The organism is Thermodesulforhabdus norvegica (assembly GCF_900114975.1).
Taxonomy (GTDB): Bacteria; Desulfobacterota; Syntrophobacteria; order Syntrophobacterales; family Thermodesulforhabdaceae; genus Thermodesulforhabdus; species Thermodesulforhabdus norvegica.
On record NZ_FOUU01000003.1, the window covers coordinates 162,989 to 179,231 of the forward strand.

At 49.0% G+C, this 16,243-nt stretch carries 15 protein-coding genes; 1 reads left to right on the forward strand and 14 read right to left on the reverse strand.

Translation table 11 applies throughout. The annotated features are described in order from the left end of the window. Nucleotides 1-4: 4 nt before the first annotated feature. Complete coding sequence (locus tag BM091_RS06800; RefSeq protein ID WP_177193557.1) at nt 5-1,891, forward strand: glycosyltransferase family 2 protein; 1,887 nt, start codon at nt 5-7, stop codon at nt 1,889-1,891. 1 nt (nt 1,892) lies between these two features. Here BM091_RS06800 and BM091_RS06805 read toward each other — a convergent pair whose 3' ends face one another. The 14 genes from BM091_RS06805 to glgA all read right to left on the reverse strand — a co-directional run bounded on the left by BM091_RS06805 (nt 1,893) and on the right by glgA (nt 16,205). Then, nucleotides 1,893-2,984: an FAD:protein FMN transferase gene (locus BM091_RS06805; protein ID WP_177193558.1), complete on the reverse strand. Its 1,092-nt coding sequence runs from the start codon at nt 2,982-2,984 to the stop codon at nt 1,893-1,895. After that, the gene (locus BM091_RS06810; protein ID WP_093394496.1) at nt 2,981-4,042 is read right to left on the reverse strand and encodes a hypothetical protein; all 1,062 of its coding nucleotides are present in this window, start codon (nt 4,040-4,042) and stop codon (nt 2,981-2,983) included. The genes BM091_RS06805 and BM091_RS06810 overlap by 4 nt, the downstream gene beginning before the upstream one ends. A 50-nt stretch (nt 4,043-4,092) precedes the next feature. After that, nucleotides 4,093-5,616 (reverse strand): DUF4301 family protein, encoded by a 1,524-nt coding sequence (locus tag BM091_RS06815; protein ID WP_093394497.1) that lies wholly within the window; start codon nt 5,614-5,616, stop codon nt 4,093-4,095. A 30-nt stretch (nt 5,617-5,646) separates the two neighbouring features. Then, nucleotides 5,647-7,590 carry an outer membrane protein assembly factor BamA gene (bamA, locus tag BM091_RS06820; RefSeq protein ID WP_177193559.1) on the reverse strand — a complete coding sequence of 648 codons (1,944 nt, stop codon included), beginning with the start codon at nt 7,588-7,590 and terminating at the stop codon, nt 5,647-5,649. Nucleotides 7,591-7,629: 39 nt separating this feature from the next. Continuing rightward, nucleotides 7,630-8,349, reverse strand: coding sequence for a tol-pal system protein YbgF (gene ybgF / locus BM091_RS06825; protein WP_093394500.1), 720 nt, complete (start codon nt 8,347-8,349; stop codon nt 7,630-7,632). A 53-nt stretch (nt 8,350-8,402) separates the two neighbouring features. Beyond that, nucleotides 8,403-8,951 carry a peptidoglycan-associated lipoprotein Pal gene (pal, locus tag BM091_RS06830; RefSeq protein ID WP_093394502.1) on the reverse strand — a complete coding sequence of 183 codons (549 nt, stop codon included), beginning with the start codon at nt 8,949-8,951 and terminating at the stop codon, nt 8,403-8,405. An 18-nt stretch (nt 8,952-8,969) separates the two neighbouring features. After that, on the reverse strand, nt 8,970-10,289 hold the full coding sequence (tolB, locus tag BM091_RS06835; RefSeq protein ID WP_093394504.1) for a Tol-Pal system beta propeller repeat protein TolB: 1,320 nt from the start codon (nt 10,287-10,289) through the stop codon (nt 8,970-8,972). 7 nt (nt 10,290-10,296) lie between these two features. Then, nucleotides 10,297-11,100 carry an energy transducer TonB gene (locus BM091_RS06840; protein ID WP_093394505.1) on the reverse strand — a complete coding sequence of 268 codons (804 nt, stop codon included), beginning with the start codon at nt 11,098-11,100 and terminating at the stop codon, nt 10,297-10,299. Beyond that, the gene (gene tolR / locus BM091_RS06845; RefSeq protein WP_093394506.1) at nt 11,097-11,519 is read right to left on the reverse strand and encodes a protein TolR; all 423 of its coding nucleotides are present in this window, start codon (nt 11,517-11,519) and stop codon (nt 11,097-11,099) included. The genes BM091_RS06840 and tolR overlap by 4 nt, the downstream gene beginning before the upstream one ends. Next, the gene (gene tolQ / locus BM091_RS06850; RefSeq protein ID WP_093394508.1) at nt 11,516-12,322 is read right to left on the reverse strand and encodes a protein TolQ; all 807 of its coding nucleotides are present in this window, start codon (nt 12,320-12,322) and stop codon (nt 11,516-11,518) included. The genes tolR and tolQ overlap by 4 nt, the downstream gene beginning before the upstream one ends. Further along, nucleotides 12,323-13,081 carry an SIR2 family NAD-dependent protein deacylase gene (locus tag BM091_RS06855; RefSeq protein ID WP_093394509.1) on the reverse strand — a complete coding sequence of 253 codons (759 nt, stop codon included), beginning with the start codon at nt 13,079-13,081 and terminating at the stop codon, nt 12,323-12,325. A 5-nt stretch (nt 13,082-13,086) separates the two neighbouring features. Next, the gene (locus BM091_RS14400) at nt 13,087-14,151 is read right to left on the reverse strand and encodes a lytic transglycosylase domain-containing protein (protein WP_093394511.1); all 1,065 of its coding nucleotides are present in this window, start codon (nt 14,149-14,151) and stop codon (nt 13,087-13,089) included. Nucleotides 14,152-14,161: 10 nt separating this feature from the next. Beyond that, nucleotides 14,162-14,584, reverse strand: a complete 423-nt coding sequence (gene ndk, locus BM091_RS06865) for a nucleoside-diphosphate kinase (RefSeq protein WP_093394512.1) — start codon at nt 14,582-14,584, stop codon at nt 14,162-14,164. Between the two features lie 139 nt (nt 14,585-14,723). Further along, a complete protein-coding gene (gene glgA, locus BM091_RS06870) occupies nt 14,724-16,205 on the reverse strand; it encodes a glycogen synthase GlgA (RefSeq protein WP_177193560.1) in 1,482 nt (493 codons plus the stop codon). Nucleotides 16,206-16,243: the final 38 nt, after the last annotated feature.

Below are 16,243 nucleotides of genomic sequence, written 5' to 3' on the forward strand. Positions count from 1 at the left end.
GATTGTGCTTGTGACTATAATTATTCCTGTTTACGGTAATCTTAATCTTACAAAAAAATGTGTTAGTTCAATACTAAAAATAAAGTCTAAAATTCCTTTCGAATTAATAATAATTGACGATGCATCCCAGGATGCTACTCCTGATTATCTCAGATATATTTCCCGACAATATCCTTTTGTAAGAACGCTGAGGAACGAAAAAAATTCCGGTTTTGCTGTTGCATGCAACAGAGGGGCTGCAATATCGAGGGGGAAATACCTGCTTTTTCTGAATAACGATACGGTTCCTCTTCCGGGCTGGCTGGATGCTCTTGTCGAGGTTGCGGAAAGGGATGAAAGGATTGCGGTTGTTGGAGCAAAGTTACTTTACCCGAACGGGACAATTCAGCATGCCGGGGTTTTGTTCAGAAATTTTCCTTTCCCGCTGAATCCGTTTCACGTTTACGCTGGAAAGCCCTCCGATTTCCCTGAAGCAAATGTTGAGCGAGATTACGATGTCGTGACCGCGGCATGTATGCTCGTCAGGAGAGATGTTTTTGAAAAGATGGGAGGGTTTGATGAGCGTTTTGTAAACGGCTATGAAGATGTGGATTTTTGTTTGAGGGTCAGAGAGGCAGGGTATCGAGTGGTTTACACGCCGAAAAGTGTAGTTTATCACCTGGAAAGTGCCACGCCGGGCCGCTTCGACCATTCAATTCCCAATATTCGTCTTCTCCATAATCGCTGGATGGGGAAAGTAAACTATGTTCTTAAAAAGGAACCCAGAGTCACCGTCGTTATTGTAAATTACAACGGCTGGGGTGACACATTAGAAGCCCTTTCTTCCGTCTTCATGAAAGAGCGTTATGAGCGTTTTAATGTGGTGGTCGTGGATAATGCGTCAAAGATTGACCTTTCTAACGAAATAAAAGCCTTTTGTGATGATGTCGGGCGGTCTTATTATAGAGTTACCGAAAATGTACCATCCCATGCAGAGTTCAAAGGAGAAGTCTTTTTCAAACGGCTTGGTGTCAATAAGGGCTTCGGAGGAGGGTGCAATGAGGGAATAAAAATGGCGCTGGCCTGGGGTGCCGACTACGTCTGGCTTCTCAATAACGACACCATAATTGGCGACCTTGCCATGTATTACCTTGTCTCCCTTGCAGAATATTTTCAGAACGTTGCCATCGTGGGATCTCAACTCCGTTGCTATCCCGATGTGGAAAAGGTCCAATTTGACGGGAGCAGTGTTTCTTATAGAGGTATTTCGGAAGCTAAAGATGTGGAAAAGATATTGAATGTTTCTTTCGTGTCTGGCGCCAGTATGCTTATTAAAAGCGACTTCTTAAGATCCTACGGACTTCTCAGGGAAGATTACTTTCTTTACTTTGAAGATAACGAGATATGCCTGAGAGCGCGTCGTTGCGGATTTGAAATACTCTATAATCCTTTGTCTGTTGTTTACCACAAAGGGGGAAGTTCTATTGGAGACTTCATGGAATCGCCTATAAGTAACTACTATGGTATCAGAAACTCTCTATTCTTTTACGAGGAGTTTTACAAAAATCATGTTTGGGACTGTGTGGACTATATTCAGCGGTCTGTGCTACCCAAGCTGGTATCAAAAGGAGACGTTCTCGGCCTGGAAGCGGCCCTGGAGGCCATAAAGGACTTTTTGCAAAACAGAAAAGGTCCCAGAGAAAGCGTGACCGACGGCGAAGAGGGTTTTCGTGAATCCTTGAGCGGTAATCAACCGCATTATGCAAACCTGCTGAACTCTCTGCTGCGGCTTCAGGCCGCTCTTTTGAGGGATCCCGGCCGGCAGGGGATTATCAGGGCTTATTTTGATACCGTAAGGACCTTAATAAGCCTTCGGATTGAAGGCAGAAGGTCGGATAGGGTTGGGGAATGAGCTACTGCCGTTTGGGATCCGAAAAGGCCCTCCACACTGTGTAGTCAAGGAAACCCGGGGTGCAGGTGTAGAGCAGTTCGGAGGGATTTTTTTTGTCCTGTGTTATTATGAGAGCCTCCACCGATGGTAACGATTCAAGAAGGGACATTCCTTTTTCTGCGCCTTCAACCATGACGGCAGTGGCCAGTGCGTCTATAAAGGCCGCCGGTTTTCCGACGACGGATACACTTGCAGTCTCCCGAACGGTAAAACCGGTACGCGGGTCGATTATATGGGTGTACCGTATCCCGTTTTTTATCACATACCGTTCATAGTCTCCCGATGTGACCACTCCGAGGTCCCTGAGTTCGAGCACGGCGATGAGTTTACGGGGGTCTCTGGGATGCTGAATTCCGATACGCCAGGGCTTACCCTGAGGAGCAGTGCCCAGGGCGTATATATCCCCGCCGGCGTTTACAAGTGCTCCATTAACGCCCTGACTTTTCAGGAATTCAACAGCTCTGTCTACTATGTAACCCTTTGCGATGCCTCCGAGGTCAATGGAAACGCCTTCTTTGGTAAACATTACCGTTTGCTTCTGGGGGTTCAGTAAAATGTATTGCCATCCCACCTTTTGGAGTGTCTTCTGGACTAGCGAAGGGTCTGGAATTGTGAACCCCGATCGTTTGTATACAGGCCAGAGTTTGATAAGGGGACCTACGGTTATGTCAAAAGCGCCATCTGAGATTTTACTGACCTTCAGGGCGAGAGAAATGACGTCAAAAAGTTCCTTACTCACCCTGACGGGCCTCTTTGCCCCTTCACGGTTAAGCAGGGAAACCTCGCTGTCTTCTCTGTGGGCGTCCATTCTGTTTACCATCTCTTTCATTATCGAAAAGGTCCGATCGATGAGGCCTGAGGCGGTTTTTGAGTCGGAATGAACGATCTGGATACTCACAACGGTTCCCATAAGGAGCTCATCTCTTCGGAAGATGTCTTCACTTCGGGCGTAGATGCTGTCGGGATTGGGTGATAGAAGAAAGAGCGCAAAGAAAGCGAAAATCCCGGTCAGCATTGGTGATATCAGCGAAAAAAAAGCTAAATGCCGCTTCACCTGTGATCTCCCGAATCCCCTGAGTTCATCAGCCATCTTTTTAGTGAGAAAAATCCCAGGATATCTACCGCAAGTGTGCCGAGGGTTTCAACGGCTTTTCTGAAGGGAGTATTTCTTACGGTCTGCCATGGTGGGACCTGGGAGTTTGTGGGTTGCCTTATGTTTGTAACGAAGGGCATTTCTCCTTTGAAAATATTACCGCTGTGGACTCGGCTCCATGCTTCGCCGCCCGGAGCTACATCCGTAACGTAGTCGAGAATGACCTGACCCGTGTCAAAAAAGGCCGTAACGACCTTGCGGCCTGAGGATGTGTTGCCCAGAGTTGCATCAGGTACCATTTCGAGGGCGTTCCAGGCTGCCAGCGTCAAGTCTTCGGTCGCGTGGTTCAGGCTTTTAACGACCCCGGTAACCCCGTCACCGACAATGGCCCTGTAGAGGCTCTTGAAGAAGTGGCCGATGCGGTTTGCGAAGCCCGATGGTCTGCTTTCTCCTTCAGGAACATAAGCCCCGAAGGTAATCCCGCTCACAAGGTGTTTGAAAAAATTGCCTATCGACGACAGCAGCCCAGGCTTCCGGGCTTCTTCTATTTTGCCTTCTGCGTTTACGTACCTGAATGAAGAGCCCACCGTAAGGTCGAGGAAAAAATTGCGCACGTTTGCTAAAGCATCGGAAAAATCTTTCCTTAGTCTGCTCGCAAAGGAATCGTGATCGCCTTTGTACAATCCATCAGGGGAATTTTCGTCGTAGAAGTCTCCTCCCGGGTTGCTTAGCAGTTGTTCTTTTGCATATACCCTGATTTGTTCACCCAGAGACATGGACTTTGAGTATGCCTCCAGGGCTTTGGCTGTCGTGGTTGCGGGTTTGTCGGGACCGGCAGTGCTGTGGAGACCAACTTCATAAAAGGGCCGGTTCTGTGATTGCGAAGCTCTTGAAACACGGGCTTTCAGGGAGTCAAGCTCTTTACCGAAAGACTTTTCCGATTTAACGCTCCCGGGATAGCCGTTTATAGCAAAGTCGTCAAAGCTTATGGGCCTGTTTCTGACACTACTCGACTTCACCGTCTTCCTCCCCCGGATCTGGAGAAGCAAATTTCGTTCCCTCAATATAACTAATCCAGAAGGTCCGTTATCTTTTTTACAGGTCTGAATGTTTCAGAAGGGATTTCCACGAAAAGGGTTATCCAGTGTGCCATACTGCCGTTCCACAGCCCCGGATGTTCTATTACTTTTATGGGTTTACCCTTGTAGTGCTTGCGGGTGATTATGACCGCATCGTAATCGACGAAGTCTTCCAGGTTATAGGGTCTTCCTCTGTGGTCCCGGAGAGAACAGACGATGTGAACGGGGTTAAAATGCGTGCTGGACTCCCATATCGAACGCTGATCAGGGTCGGTCATCCTTACCTGGGATTGTTCCACGATTTGTTTGGAAAGCCGGCCCTGAGCATCCCTTACCCAGAAGGGGCCTCCACCCGGAGCTCCGACATTCCTTACAACTCCGCATACTCTCTTGGGGCGGTCGAGAATCCGTTTCATTTCTTTTGCGGAAAGCCTGCTCTGAGGCGGTACTTCTATCCCTAAAGAATTGCAGAGTTTTTCAAAATCAGACCTGATGCCGCTACCATAGCTTTCTATCTTTTCGACCGTCTTAAAAATGTCTTTTTCAAGTCGTATAAGCAGGCCCCCGAGAACCTTTTGCCAGTGAATGACCGGTGGTTTTCTGTCGTCGGGTAGCACATTGTCGATGTTTTTTATGAAGACTATGTCGCCGTTACAGTTTTGAAGGTTTTTTAATAAAGCCCCGTGACCGCCCGGGCGGAGTAAGAGTCGCCCCTTTTCGTCTCTAAAGAGTCTGTTTTCCGGGTCAACCGCGGGAGTATCCGTGGAAGAGCTCTGGACGGAAAAGTCAATTTCGGGTTTGCATTCCGGTCGTTTTGCGAACATTTTCTCCACAATCTCGGTTCTTGCTTTGACAAACCGGTTGAGCTGGTTATGACCGACCGTGAAGTGCAATCGGGCCACTCCTTTTGCATCCTTTACATATCCGCAGGCCTCAATAACGTGCTCCTCAAAAGCGGTGCGAGGGCCGTCGGGGTAGGAGTGGAAGGGAATTAATGCCTTGGGAAGATGTCCGAGACCTATATCATCAAGGATTGCTTTTGCCAGTTTTTTTAAAGGGCCTTTTGACATAAACTCATTGAGCGTGTAGCCGCAAAGGCGATTGCAGCAATCGATCACGGCATCGGAAAAGGCAAACTCTTTAATTCTTTCGAAGAACAGTGCCGCTTCCCGAAGTTCCTTATCTCGTTCTGCTTCTCTGAGGAGATCGGAATAGGACTCGATGCCAGGGCGCTCGAGTAAATGCCACAGGCACTGAAACATCCGGCTGGCAGCTCCCGAGGCGGGAACGAATTTCATTGTCCGTCCTTTCCTTGCTTCGGCTTCGAAAAGCCCTACCAGCTTTCTTTCCTCTTCGGGCTTGACCCTTATTATACCGTCTCCAACCGTGCAGGGTCTGTCCAGTGTGACATACCAATCGTTTTTTTCAAAATGATGCAGGTAGTTGCGGATGTCCTCTTCGGTTATCCCGTGAGCTTTCAGAATTTCCCTATCTCTTTCGTCTAAGCTGATCATGGCTTTTCCCCTCCCTTTGTCGGCACTCCGTCAGAAGGCCTGACCTATGCTGAAGTAGATCTGTAGAGGGCCGAAAAAGTCCTGATCAGGTGGGTTCAGCTGATAACCCAGGTCAACTCTTATAGGCCCGATGGGAGTCTGGTACCGTAAACCGGCTCCGATGGTGTATCTCAGGTCGGTGGGATCAAGTGATAACTGGCCGGGATAGACCTGGCCCATGTCGAAGAAAAGCACGCCCTGAAAGGACCGCCCCTTTATTTTCAGGGGAAACCTTAAGTCGACGTTTGCTTCCAGAACGCTTGATCCTCCCAGAGGGTTTCCTTCGCTGTCAAGAGGCCCCAGTTTCTGGTAGGGATAACCCCTTACGCTGTTACTTCCGCCGGCGAAGAAGCGCTTGAATATGGGTATCTTCTGATCATTTTCCAGATTTACAATCGTTCCCCAACGCGCACGCAGTGCCAGAACGAAACTTGATAAAGGGATATAAGCCCTTCCTTCCCAGGTGGTTTTTATAAAAGCTACATCAGAGCCGGTCAGAGAAGATGCCCATTCGGTGGAAGAAAAGATCTGAAAGCCTCTATTGGGATCGAGGATGTCGTCGACGTAACGACCGGTAAATCCGGATACAATGGAGGAGATGAAATAGTTATCCTTCTGGCGATCTAAGAGGTCATCGGTGTCAGGGGCTATGTCCACGCCGGTCAGGTCGTTGAACTCCAGGTTATGGCCTGCATACCAGGACCACTTGTTGCTGATTTTTACATTAAACCTGGGCCTGCTGTAGAAGGTGTTGACGGTGTAGCTTTCCTGATCCTCATGGTCCCAGCCGGTATTCCATTCGATAGATTGATCTTTGCCGGGGAAGTGAGGTTGATAAAATTGTAATTCGGCCAGCTGTTCTATGAAGCTCCCTTTTAACAGGCCCCGGAGTGTACGACCGTCTCCTAAGAACCTCCGTGCCTCCAGCTCGAGTTTACCTCGCAGTTGCTCTTCGGTGCCGTAACCGACTCCCGCCCTGACGGTATAAGGTCGGGCTTCGACCACCGTTATCACGACCGGAAGTTCTGTTTCCTCTGTGTCCAGGCCTTCAACCCTAATGTCCACGTAGGTAAAAAGCTGGGTATCGTACAGTTTTCTCTGGGAGTTCTGAATCTTCCGGGCCGAAAAGCGTTCTCCGGGCTTGAATTGAAGGTTGAGCCATATTTCTTTCGGGTTGACCCTGTTAAGGCCCTCGATTCGAAGGGTGCCAAAGGTACAGGGAGGCCCTGTTTCGACGGATATTGAAACCCTGGCTTGCAGAGATTGCTTGAATATTCTGGCTTTTCTTTTGACCTGAGCCTTTGGATAACCCCAGTCGGCCAGATACTTTAGAATATTCTTCTCCGTTTTATCGAAGTCTTCAATGCGAAATCTCTGACCTTTTTTCAGGGGTATTAACTTCAAAAGCTCATCGTGCCAGGATGTGTTTTTTTCGCCGTTTACCGTTAGATCTATTGAGGATATCCTCACGGGTTCGCCTTCATGGACTTTTACCGTAAGCCTGATCAGCTTTGGGCCGATCTGTTTCACTTCTCCTTTGCTGACCTGAACATCGTAAAACCCTTCAGAACGGTAAAAATCTTCTATTCTTTTTAGGTCGGATTCGAAGATCTCTTCGTCGTAATAGGCCTTTTCAAAAATCCCCAGTAGCCCTTTCTCCCTGGTTTTCATAAGGCCCTTTAACCGGCTGTCCGAAAAGGACCGATTACCGATAAAGCTTATCAATGCTACCTGTAATCTCGGTTCATCCGCCCCGGAAGGGTAGGGCGTGCAAAAAATAAGGAGTACGCAGGCGCAAAGTACGTAGAAGCCCGGGGTTATCTTCGAAATGTAACCGGCTGCCCTTTTGTACGAGTTAGGTAGAAATTCCAATTCGGTAGTCGTGAGCAAAGCAGCAACATCGTAAGTGCTCTGATTTGTCGGCCCTTTTTTCACAGATGTTTTGCTCACGCCGGATGTTGTCCCGTTGTTTTTCTATTGTGGTGACTTTTTCAGGGATTCCAGAGCCTCTTTTGCCAGTCGGGCTTCAGCGCTGTTCGGGGCCTTCTCAATGACCTTTTCGTAAAGTATTCGCGCTGCCGTTCTGTCTCCCAGAGCCTCCCAGGCTTTGGCCTGCTTGTAGAGCGAACTGGCTACCTTGTTGCCCTTTGGGTATTTGTCTATCACCTGCTGGTAATATTCAATAGCTTTGAGATAGTTTCCTCTTATAAAGTAGATTTCACCGAGCCAGAAAAAGGCGTTGTCCGCAAGGGACGAATCCGGGTAATTATCGGCAAATTGTTTAAATTTTTCTTCTGATAGCGAATAATTCTTTTGTTGAAAGGCCTTTAAAGCTTCTGAGTAGAGTGCTTCCTCAGGGGACATTGAAGGCGTCTCTTGCCGGGCAGGCTCTGGCGGCCTGGCGATTACAGGTGATGTCGTAACGGGCATCTGTCCCTTTTCAATCTTATGCTCAAGTTCCTGCAAACGCCCTTCCATGCGCCCCATCTGTAACTGCAGATTATCAAGGCGTGCCATGAGATCGGCTTTTGCCTTCCTTTCTTCTTCGGTATTTTGAACTTTTTTCTCCAGCTCTCCGACGCGTTGCTCTAACATGGCAAGTCTTTGCTGTAAGAGGGTTTGTTCCTGAGTCGTCACGCACCCCATAGAAAAAGCCGTAATCAGGATCAGGAAAACCGGGATAGCATATCGCATGACTTACCTTCCTTTTTAACTGTTGTTAATTCTGACCGAGCACTCCGGTATCCTCAATAGTGAAGTACGAAATGGGCCCGTCTGTTTTTTGCCCACGATTCTTCGTCATGACCCAGTGCTATGGGTTTTTCTTCTCCGTAGCTTATGGTGGTCATGCGGTTGGGATCTATGCCCAGGTTGACCAGATACTGCCAGGCACTGTGAGCTCTGCGTTCGCCTAGGGCCAGATTGTATTCGTTCGTCCCGCGTTCATCACAGTGACCCTCGATGGTTACCGTGACAAGAGGATAACGCTTGAGAAACTCGGCTTTTTCTTCCAGTATTCTTTTGGCTTCTTCGGTTAACTCGTAGGAGTCGAAGGCAAAGTGAATGTCCCGGTTTTCAAAAACTTCCTTTGCGGCGAGAAATTCCTGTTTTTCTTCTTCGGTGGTTATACCGAGAGCTCTCCATCTTGGATCCTCAATTATTTTGCCCTGCTCAATGCCTGCTCCGGCTTCTCCGGGCGGCACGGCGCCCGGGGCAGGCGTATAGGCTACTCGTTTTGCACATCCTGCAATCATAAAGACAAACACGGAAATTAGAACCGCTGCACATCGTTTCATTGCAAATCCCTCCCTGACTCAAGGTTGTGTTGGACGAGGTGACCAGGCCGGTAGTAATTGATCGCCCTTTATGTCAGTCAGCCGCCTTAGGTTTTGACCGTTTTTCAACATAATCCATATAGCGTAATTTCCAGATCTGTTCGACTGAAAAGCAATCATTCGGCCGTCCGGAGACCACACGGGTGCTTCGTCGTTGTGGTTTCCGGACGTTAGCTGAATAAGATCGGTGCCGTCGGGACGAATGAGGAATATGTGATGATGACCGTCCGTCCTGCCACTGTAGGCTATCCAGCTTCCGTCAGGCGACCATGCAGGAGATGTGTTGTAATTGCCGTAGAAAGTAAGCCGTGACCTGCGACCAGTTTCGACATCCACTATGTATATTTGCGGGGAGCCGGTTTCTCCTGAGACGTAGGCAATTTTTTTCCCATCCGGAGACCAGCTGCCGGGTAACTCAATGGCCCATCCCCCTACGGCTTTCTTTATTATCCTTCCCGTGGATGCGTCCATTATGTAAATGTCGGGATTGTCCTCGGCGGATAAGCTCACGGCCAGAAGCGGCTGAGATGGGTGAAAACGGGGCGCTGCTATCACGCCGGAGGATTCATAAACGGTGCGAACTGCGCCGGTAAAGACCGAAAGAAGGGAAATGCCCATTGTTTTTTCGCTTCTGTAGGCGGTATAGGCAATCAGGTTTCCGTCGGGGCTCCAGCTGGGTGAGAGCACGAGTTTTTCTTCGGGGGTCAGCAGAAGAGGATTTGATCCGTCAAAATCAACCACGTAAAGGCGCTGTAACCCCCCGTCTTTGTTGACGAAGGCTATTTTGGTGGAAAAAACTCCGGGTGTTCCCGTCAGATACTTCATGATCATATCGGCAAAGTGATGTATCATGCGCCGGTAGTCCTTAATTCCGCCGTCATAGGCCTGCCCTAAGACCATTTTTCCTGCAACCACGTCAAAAAGCCTTAATTCCAGGTGCAATTGTCCACCCGACGCAAGGTACGATCCCCTAACGAGGAATTCTGCTCCCAACCTCTTCCAGGAAGCAAAAGATATCTCTTCGGCGGTGGTTCCCATTTTTTGAGGGTCTTCCAGAAATCCTGCAGGATCCAGACAGGAAAAGGCTCCGGAAAAGTCAAGATCCCTCCGCAAAAGTTCCGCCATCGCTGAGGATAATTCGGGATTTTCGGCTCCCTCTCTCTTAAAGTCGGGTACGGCTACAGGGAGTTTTCTGAAATTAGGCTCAGTTATGTCGATGTAAACGCGGCTTTGAATTTTCACTCCCCAAAGCAGGCATAGAAAAAACACCGAGAGTAACACAAGGAGATGGCTTTTCATGATCTGTTTATCCTCCGGCAAGCTCGGGTCTGAACCTGATTCCGATTTCTTCGGCTGGAGGGCTGTAAATCCTCGGAAAGGGCGGCAATGGATCGGCTTTCTTGACGGCCTTCCAGGCCGAATCGTCAAAAAGGGAGTTTCCCGATTTTTTTTCAAAGCGCATTGAAAGAATTTTCCCATCACGTCTTACTTTAATCACAATAACGGCTTCAAGATCGCCTCTGCCTAAAAATTCCACAGGTAGCGCCCACTGTTTCTGTATGGCCCTCCACACTTCGCTGTAATAAAGCCTTCTTGCAAGCCCGTACTCGGCGTCGCCTTCTTCCACGGTCCTTTCGGTTTTACGGTTTTCTGCCGTTTCTTCCCCTGATTTTTTGACGGGAATGACCGGGATGAGTTTTTCCCAGGAAGCAATTTTCTGTGAAGGTTTCTTCGCCTGAGGCTCAAGCTCCGGTGCTGGTTCCAGTGGCTTTAAGGCAAGTCCCGGGACGCCTTCGGTTTTCGTATCGGGGATATCTATTTTCTGCACCGGATATAAGGGCTGGACGGGTTGCCGGGGGGCAGGCGATCTGGTCGTTGAGGCCGTTCGGCTCGTCTTTACCTTTGAAACAGCCTTTCCCCGGTCAACTTCTTTCGCCGATATGAGATGTACGCGATAAACGTTCGATATGTATTGTCGGCTTTCCGTTCGGTTTACAAAGGGCATCCACAGCAAGATAACGACAAGACTCATATGTATCAGGGCCGATATACCAACGCCCTTGGCATATTCCCGGGTTTCTCCATTACTTCCGAAAACGGAGCGTCTCATCGTTTTTCAGGAGGTTCCGTAATGAGTCCAATGTCTTCTATTCCGGCTTCTCTTATCTTTGACATAACGGTCATAACGGTACCGTAGCTAAGAGCCCTATCGGCCCTCAGAAAGATGCCTTTATGATCTTGCCGATTGGCATAAATTGCTCTGAGCTTCGGTGCGAGATCTTCAAGGGCTACTTCGTATTCGTCGATGTAAATTTTACCCGTCGCATCTACGGTCACAACCAGGCGTTCTTCAGGGGACTCAATGGCTGGAGCTTCTGCCGCCGGGACCTTTACGTCGAAGCCCTGCATCATCAGAGGAGCCGTTACCATGAAAATCACAAGAAGCACCAGCATCACATCGACAAAGGGGGTAACGTTTATATCCGAGACGAGATGGGGATCTTTCTCTTCGTAAAGATAATCTCTCATAGTACGGCCCTTCCTGTTTCACCGGCCGTGACGATTCCGTGAACCTCTTCACCCTGGGGTGAAGAAGCGATTCGCCGCATGAGGTCACGATCTACGAAGTTCATGAAATCGCTTATAAAGTGACGTGTCTCGATTTCTACGGCTCTGATTTTCTGAGAAAAGTAGTTATAGAAGATTACGGCGGGTATGGCTGTTGCAAGACCCACGGCCGTTGCGATTAAAGCTTCGGCAATGCCGGGAGCTACCACTGCGAGGTTGGCACTTCCCTGAAGGCCGATGTTTCTGAAACTGTTCATTATGCCCCATACGGTGCCAAAGAGGCCGATGAAGGGAGCACTGCTACCCGTTGAAGCCAGAAGGCCGAGCCATTTTTCAAGTCGTCCTCTTTCTATCAGCAGAGCCGTGTGCATGGTTCTGAAAATACTGTCCCTCACGAGTTCTCCGGCTTCCGGGCGCAATTTTTCCCCTTCTTTTCCTCTGATTGCCCTTACGAGTTCGCCGTATCCTGCTCTGAAAACATGAACGAGCGGTGTTTCCGAGAAGGCTGATGCTTCCCTGTAAAAGACCGAAAGATTTTTCTGCTGGTGGAATCGCAGGATAAAAGATATCGTTTCCTTTCGCACACGGCGAAATCTGATGAACTTGGCAATAATAATACCCCAGCAGCATACGGACATAACGATAAGGATTAACAGTACAATTCTTACGAGAATCCCCGTGTGTCCTAAGAGTTCAAATATGCCGGATCCATTGGTTGACGGTAAAACAGAAGAAATCAGGAAAAAACCGCCGAAGCAAAACATTTATAACTCCTGATAACCTTTTATTTCTCTTACGATGGCGACAATTTCGGACACTGCCTTTCCTGCAGACTCGGGAATGTAAACATCGGTTACATGCCCTGTTAAGGCCGATGGCGATGGATTTATTTCGATGATGAAAGCTCCGTTTTCCTTTGCAATTACAGGAATGGTCGATGCGGGGGCCACAGTTGCCGATGTGCCGATAACCATCATCACATCGCAGGATCGTGCCACGTCCATTGCCCGGTGAAGGGCAATCGGAGGAATGGGTTCTCCGAAGAAGACAACATCGGGGCGCAGGGGGCCTCCACAGCTACACCTTGGTGGCAGACTTTCGAGGGAAACTTCCCCGGGGTCATAGCGTTTTGAACAATCGTCGCATCTCAGGGTTCTGGCGTGGCCGTGGAATTCGATAACATCCGTGTTCCCGGCTTTCTGGTGAAGACTGTCGATATTTTGAGTGATTACGGTTTTCACACATCCCAGCTTTTCGAGCTCTGCAAGCCCGATGTGAGCAGGGTTCGGCATGGCCCTGTCAAGAAGTCCCGTCATTTCAATTAGCATTTTCCATACCCGGCCGGGATTTCTTCGAAAGGATTCTATATAGCCGTACTCCATGGGGTCGTACCTGGACCACAGTCCGTCCGGGCTTCTGAAGTCGGGTATTCCGCTTTCGACGGAAATTCCCGCGCCGGTGAGGGCTGCCCCGTAACGTGCTCGGGCAATTCTTTCTGCGGCCTTTCTATAGAGCTCTTCCATCTTTCTTACCTTTTTATCTTCAATTTTTGCCCGACTGTTATTAAATCACCTTTGATGTTATTCCACTTCTTCAACGCATAGACCGAGACTCCGTAGCGGCGGGCTATTGAAGAAAGAGTCTCGCCCCTTTTTACTACGTGATAAACAATCTTGGTTTTATAGCGTCTTTCCAGTTCGGAAAGGGCCGTTTTAAACTGCGGTCCGGTTCCATGAGGTACGCGTATCACATAGTAGCCGGGCGGTATTTCTTTTGCCCTGAAGGAGGGATTGAGCCTTTTGAATTCTCTCAGAGAAACTCCTGCAGCACGGGCGACTTCTACAACGGGAACATAGGTGTCAAGATTAACGCTTACGTCGTCAAATTCAAGAGGCGGGTAACCTTTTCCCGGCGGCAGAAAATATCCGTACTTTTCCGGATGGCTTAAAACTTCTTTAATCGCCAGTATTCTGAAAACATACCTTTCCGTCTCCTTTGGCAATACCAGATCATAGTAGCTTGATACGCCCTGTTCCTGGATGCTTCGGGCGACCAGATCTTCTCCACAATTATAAGCCGCAAGAGCAAGAGCCCAGCTGTTGAACTGCTCATAGAGGTCTTTGAGGTAGTTCATCGCCCGGAGTGCGGATTTCTGATAGTCGTATCTTTCGTCAACCAGGGAATCCACGCGTAAGCCGTAGCGTTTTCCCGTAGGTTCGATAAACTGCCATTGTCCTGCGGCTCCGGCAGGAGATCTCGCCTCATGCAGAAGATCGCTCTCCGCTACCGCCACGTATTTTAGATCCTCCGGGAGGCCTTTTTCCCGGAGTTGTCTTTCCAGCCAGGGGAAATACCTTTCTGCTCGTTTGAGCCACAGATAGACCTGAGCGTGCGCATAAACCACAATTGTGAATTCCCTATCGAATCTTTCCATTACATCCTGGCGATGAAGAGGAACGGGTTCTCCGCAGAGATCCATGTGTCGCGGCGGTTCAAAATAAGGCACGGTTATGGGCGTTCCTAACTGCTGGGCCCTGACCGGGCCGATTAAAATCAGTGCGACAATTATCTTAAAGATCGTTGCCCTTTTCATGGGTTTCGTCTCATGTAAGCCTTACAAGTTCCTGCTCGCTGAAGAAAAAGGCTATTTCCCGCTGTGCCGTCTCCGGTGCATCGGAGCCGTGAACGGCATTCTTCTCAACGTCCGTTGCAAACTGGTGCCTTAAAGTTCCGGGAGCCGCATCTTTCGGGTTCGTTGCGCCCATTATTTCACGGTTTCTTTCTATTGCCTTTTCTCCTTCAAGGACCATAACGACGACAGGGCCGGAAGACATAAAGTCCGTAAGGCTGTCAAAAAAAGGCTTATCCCTGTGTACCGAGTAGAACGCTTTGGCTTCCTCTTTGGTAAGCTTTACCATTTTCATTGCCACGATTTTGAGTCCTTCGCGTTCGAATCTGTCAATGATTTTTCCCATCACGCCCTTTGATACAGCATCCGGCTTGATAATGGACAGTGTGCGTTCCATCAGAAACCTCCCTCTTGATCTGGTAATCCTTTAAACTTCCGCCCTGCCTTTAGCTGGCGCTTTTTACCTATAGCACAAAACCGGGCCGTCTCAAAATGAAAGCCCGATGACTTATTTTAGAGTTTTATCAAAGTTCTGATTACTCCAGCACTTTCCGATAGACGTCAAGATATTCCCGGGCAGACCTGTCCCAGGAAAAATCCTTTTTCATTCCCCGTTTCTGTATCTGCTGCCATTTTTCCGGCTTTTCATAAAAGGCAAGTGCATCCTTTAGGGCATTCCAGAATTCTTCTGCCGAATATTTGCGGAATTTAAATCCCGTGCCTTCCTGAGGGTTTTCTCTTACGTCGATGACGGAATCTTCGAGGCCGCCCGTTGCGTGAACCACTGGCACCGTGCCGTACCTCAGGCTGTACATCTGATTGAGTCCGCAGGGTTCAAATCTGGAAGGCATGAGAAAGATGTCTGCGCCGGCTTCAATGAGGTGTGCCAGCGGTTCGTCGAAGTCGAAATGAACCGAACACTGGTCGGGATAAGCGTTCCTGAGTTCTCTAAAGAGCGAAGCCAGATGGGGATCTCCGGTGCCCAGTACGACCATTGTGCCGCCTTGCTCGAATATTCTTGGAGCTACGGCGTGGATCAGGTCGTAACCCTTTTGATGCGTCATCCTGCCAATGGTTGCAAACAAGGGTCGTTCGATCTGATCGATCGGGAGCCCTATTTTCTTTAAGAGGTGCTTTTTACAAATCCTTTTTCCCTGGAGGTTGTCACTGTCGAAGGGGGCAGGTAGGTAAGGATCCTGAGAGGGGTTCCATACTTCGTTGTCTATTCCGTTAAGGATTCCCTTGAGTCTGTCGCTTCGATTTTTAAGGACTCCGTCGAGCCCGTGGCCGTATTCCGGAGTCTGGATTTGCTTCATGTAGGTAGGGCTTACAGTTGTTATGAAGTCGGAGCAGACTATCCCGGCTTTTAGAAAATTACACTGTCCCCAGTACTCCATCCCTTCCATGTTGAAGAATTCTGTCGGGAGATGAGTCATGCCATAATAGGAACCGGGGAAGATTCCCTGGAAGGCCAGGTTATGAATTGTAAGAACCGATTTTACGGTCTGGAAGGATGGGTCTCTACGCCAGTGATGTACAAGATAGGCCGCGACCAATGCGGCCTGCCAGTCATGTATGTGGAGTATGTCGGGGATCCACTTTGTGTGAAGGCAGAGCGAATAAACTGCTCTGCTGAAAAAGATGAACCTTTCGGCATTGTCTTCATAGTCGCCTCTTGTGGGGTCCGGGTTTCCGTAAAGGTATGTCCTGTCGAAGAACTCGTCTTTTTCCAGAAGGTAGGCGATAATGCCGTCCGGGGTTAAGGTTTCCCATAGGTGACCTGTGTAGTGGTGTATTCCGACGGGTATGAAAATTTTGTCTTCCAGAGGCCGGATCTGCGAGAAGTTGTCTCGAATGGATCTGTAAAGAGGGATGAATATTCTGACGTCGCATCCTAATTTTTTTAAGGCTTTGGGCAGGCTTCCGACTACATCTCCCAGTCCTCCACTCTTTACAAAAGGGGTTGCCTCAGAAGCACAGAAAAGCACGGAGATCTTTCTACTTGGCGTTGTGTTCATGCTCATGCTCCTATATGCTAATGTTCATGCCCCTCACG

Bases quoted from the DNA above. Each gene is read 5' to 3' on its own strand.
- BM091_RS06815 (WP_093394497.1), bottom strand. From the start codon at position 5,616: ATGATCAGCTTAGACGAAAGAGATAGGGAAATTCTGAAAGCTCACGGG.
- ybgF (WP_093394500.1), bottom strand. From the start codon at position 8,349: ATGCGATATGCTATCCCGGTTTTCCTGATCCTGATTACGGCTTTTTCT.
- pal (WP_093394502.1), bottom strand. From the start codon at position 8,951: ATGAAACGATGTGCAGCGGTTCTAATTTCCGTGTTTGTCTTTATGATT.
- tolB (WP_093394504.1), bottom strand. From the start codon at position 10,289: ATGAAAAGCCATCTCCTTGTGTTACTCTCGGTGTTTTTTCTATGCCTG.
- BM091_RS06840 (WP_093394505.1), bottom strand. From the start codon at position 11,100: ATGAGACGCTCCGTTTTCGGAAGTAATGGAGAAACCCGGGAATATGCC.
- tolR (WP_093394506.1), bottom strand. From the start codon at position 11,519: ATGAGAGATTATCTTTACGAAGAGAAAGATCCCCATCTCGTCTCGGAT.
- tolQ (WP_093394508.1), bottom strand. From the start codon at position 12,322: ATGTTTTGCTTCGGCGGTTTTTTCCTGATTTCTTCTGTTTTACCGTCA.
- BM091_RS06855 (WP_093394509.1), bottom strand. From the start codon at position 13,081: ATGGAAGAGCTCTATAGAAAGGCCGCAGAAAGAATTGCCCGAGCACGT.
- BM091_RS14400 (WP_093394511.1), bottom strand. From the start codon at position 14,151: ATGAAAAGGGCAACGATCTTTAAGATAATTGTCGCACTGATTTTAATC.
- ndk (WP_093394512.1), bottom strand. From the start codon at position 14,584: ATGGAACGCACACTGTCCATTATCAAGCCGGATGCTGTATCAAAGGGC.
- glgA (WP_177193560.1), bottom strand. From the start codon at position 16,205: ATGAACACAACGCCAAGTAGAAAGATCTCCGTGCTTTTCTGTGCTTCT.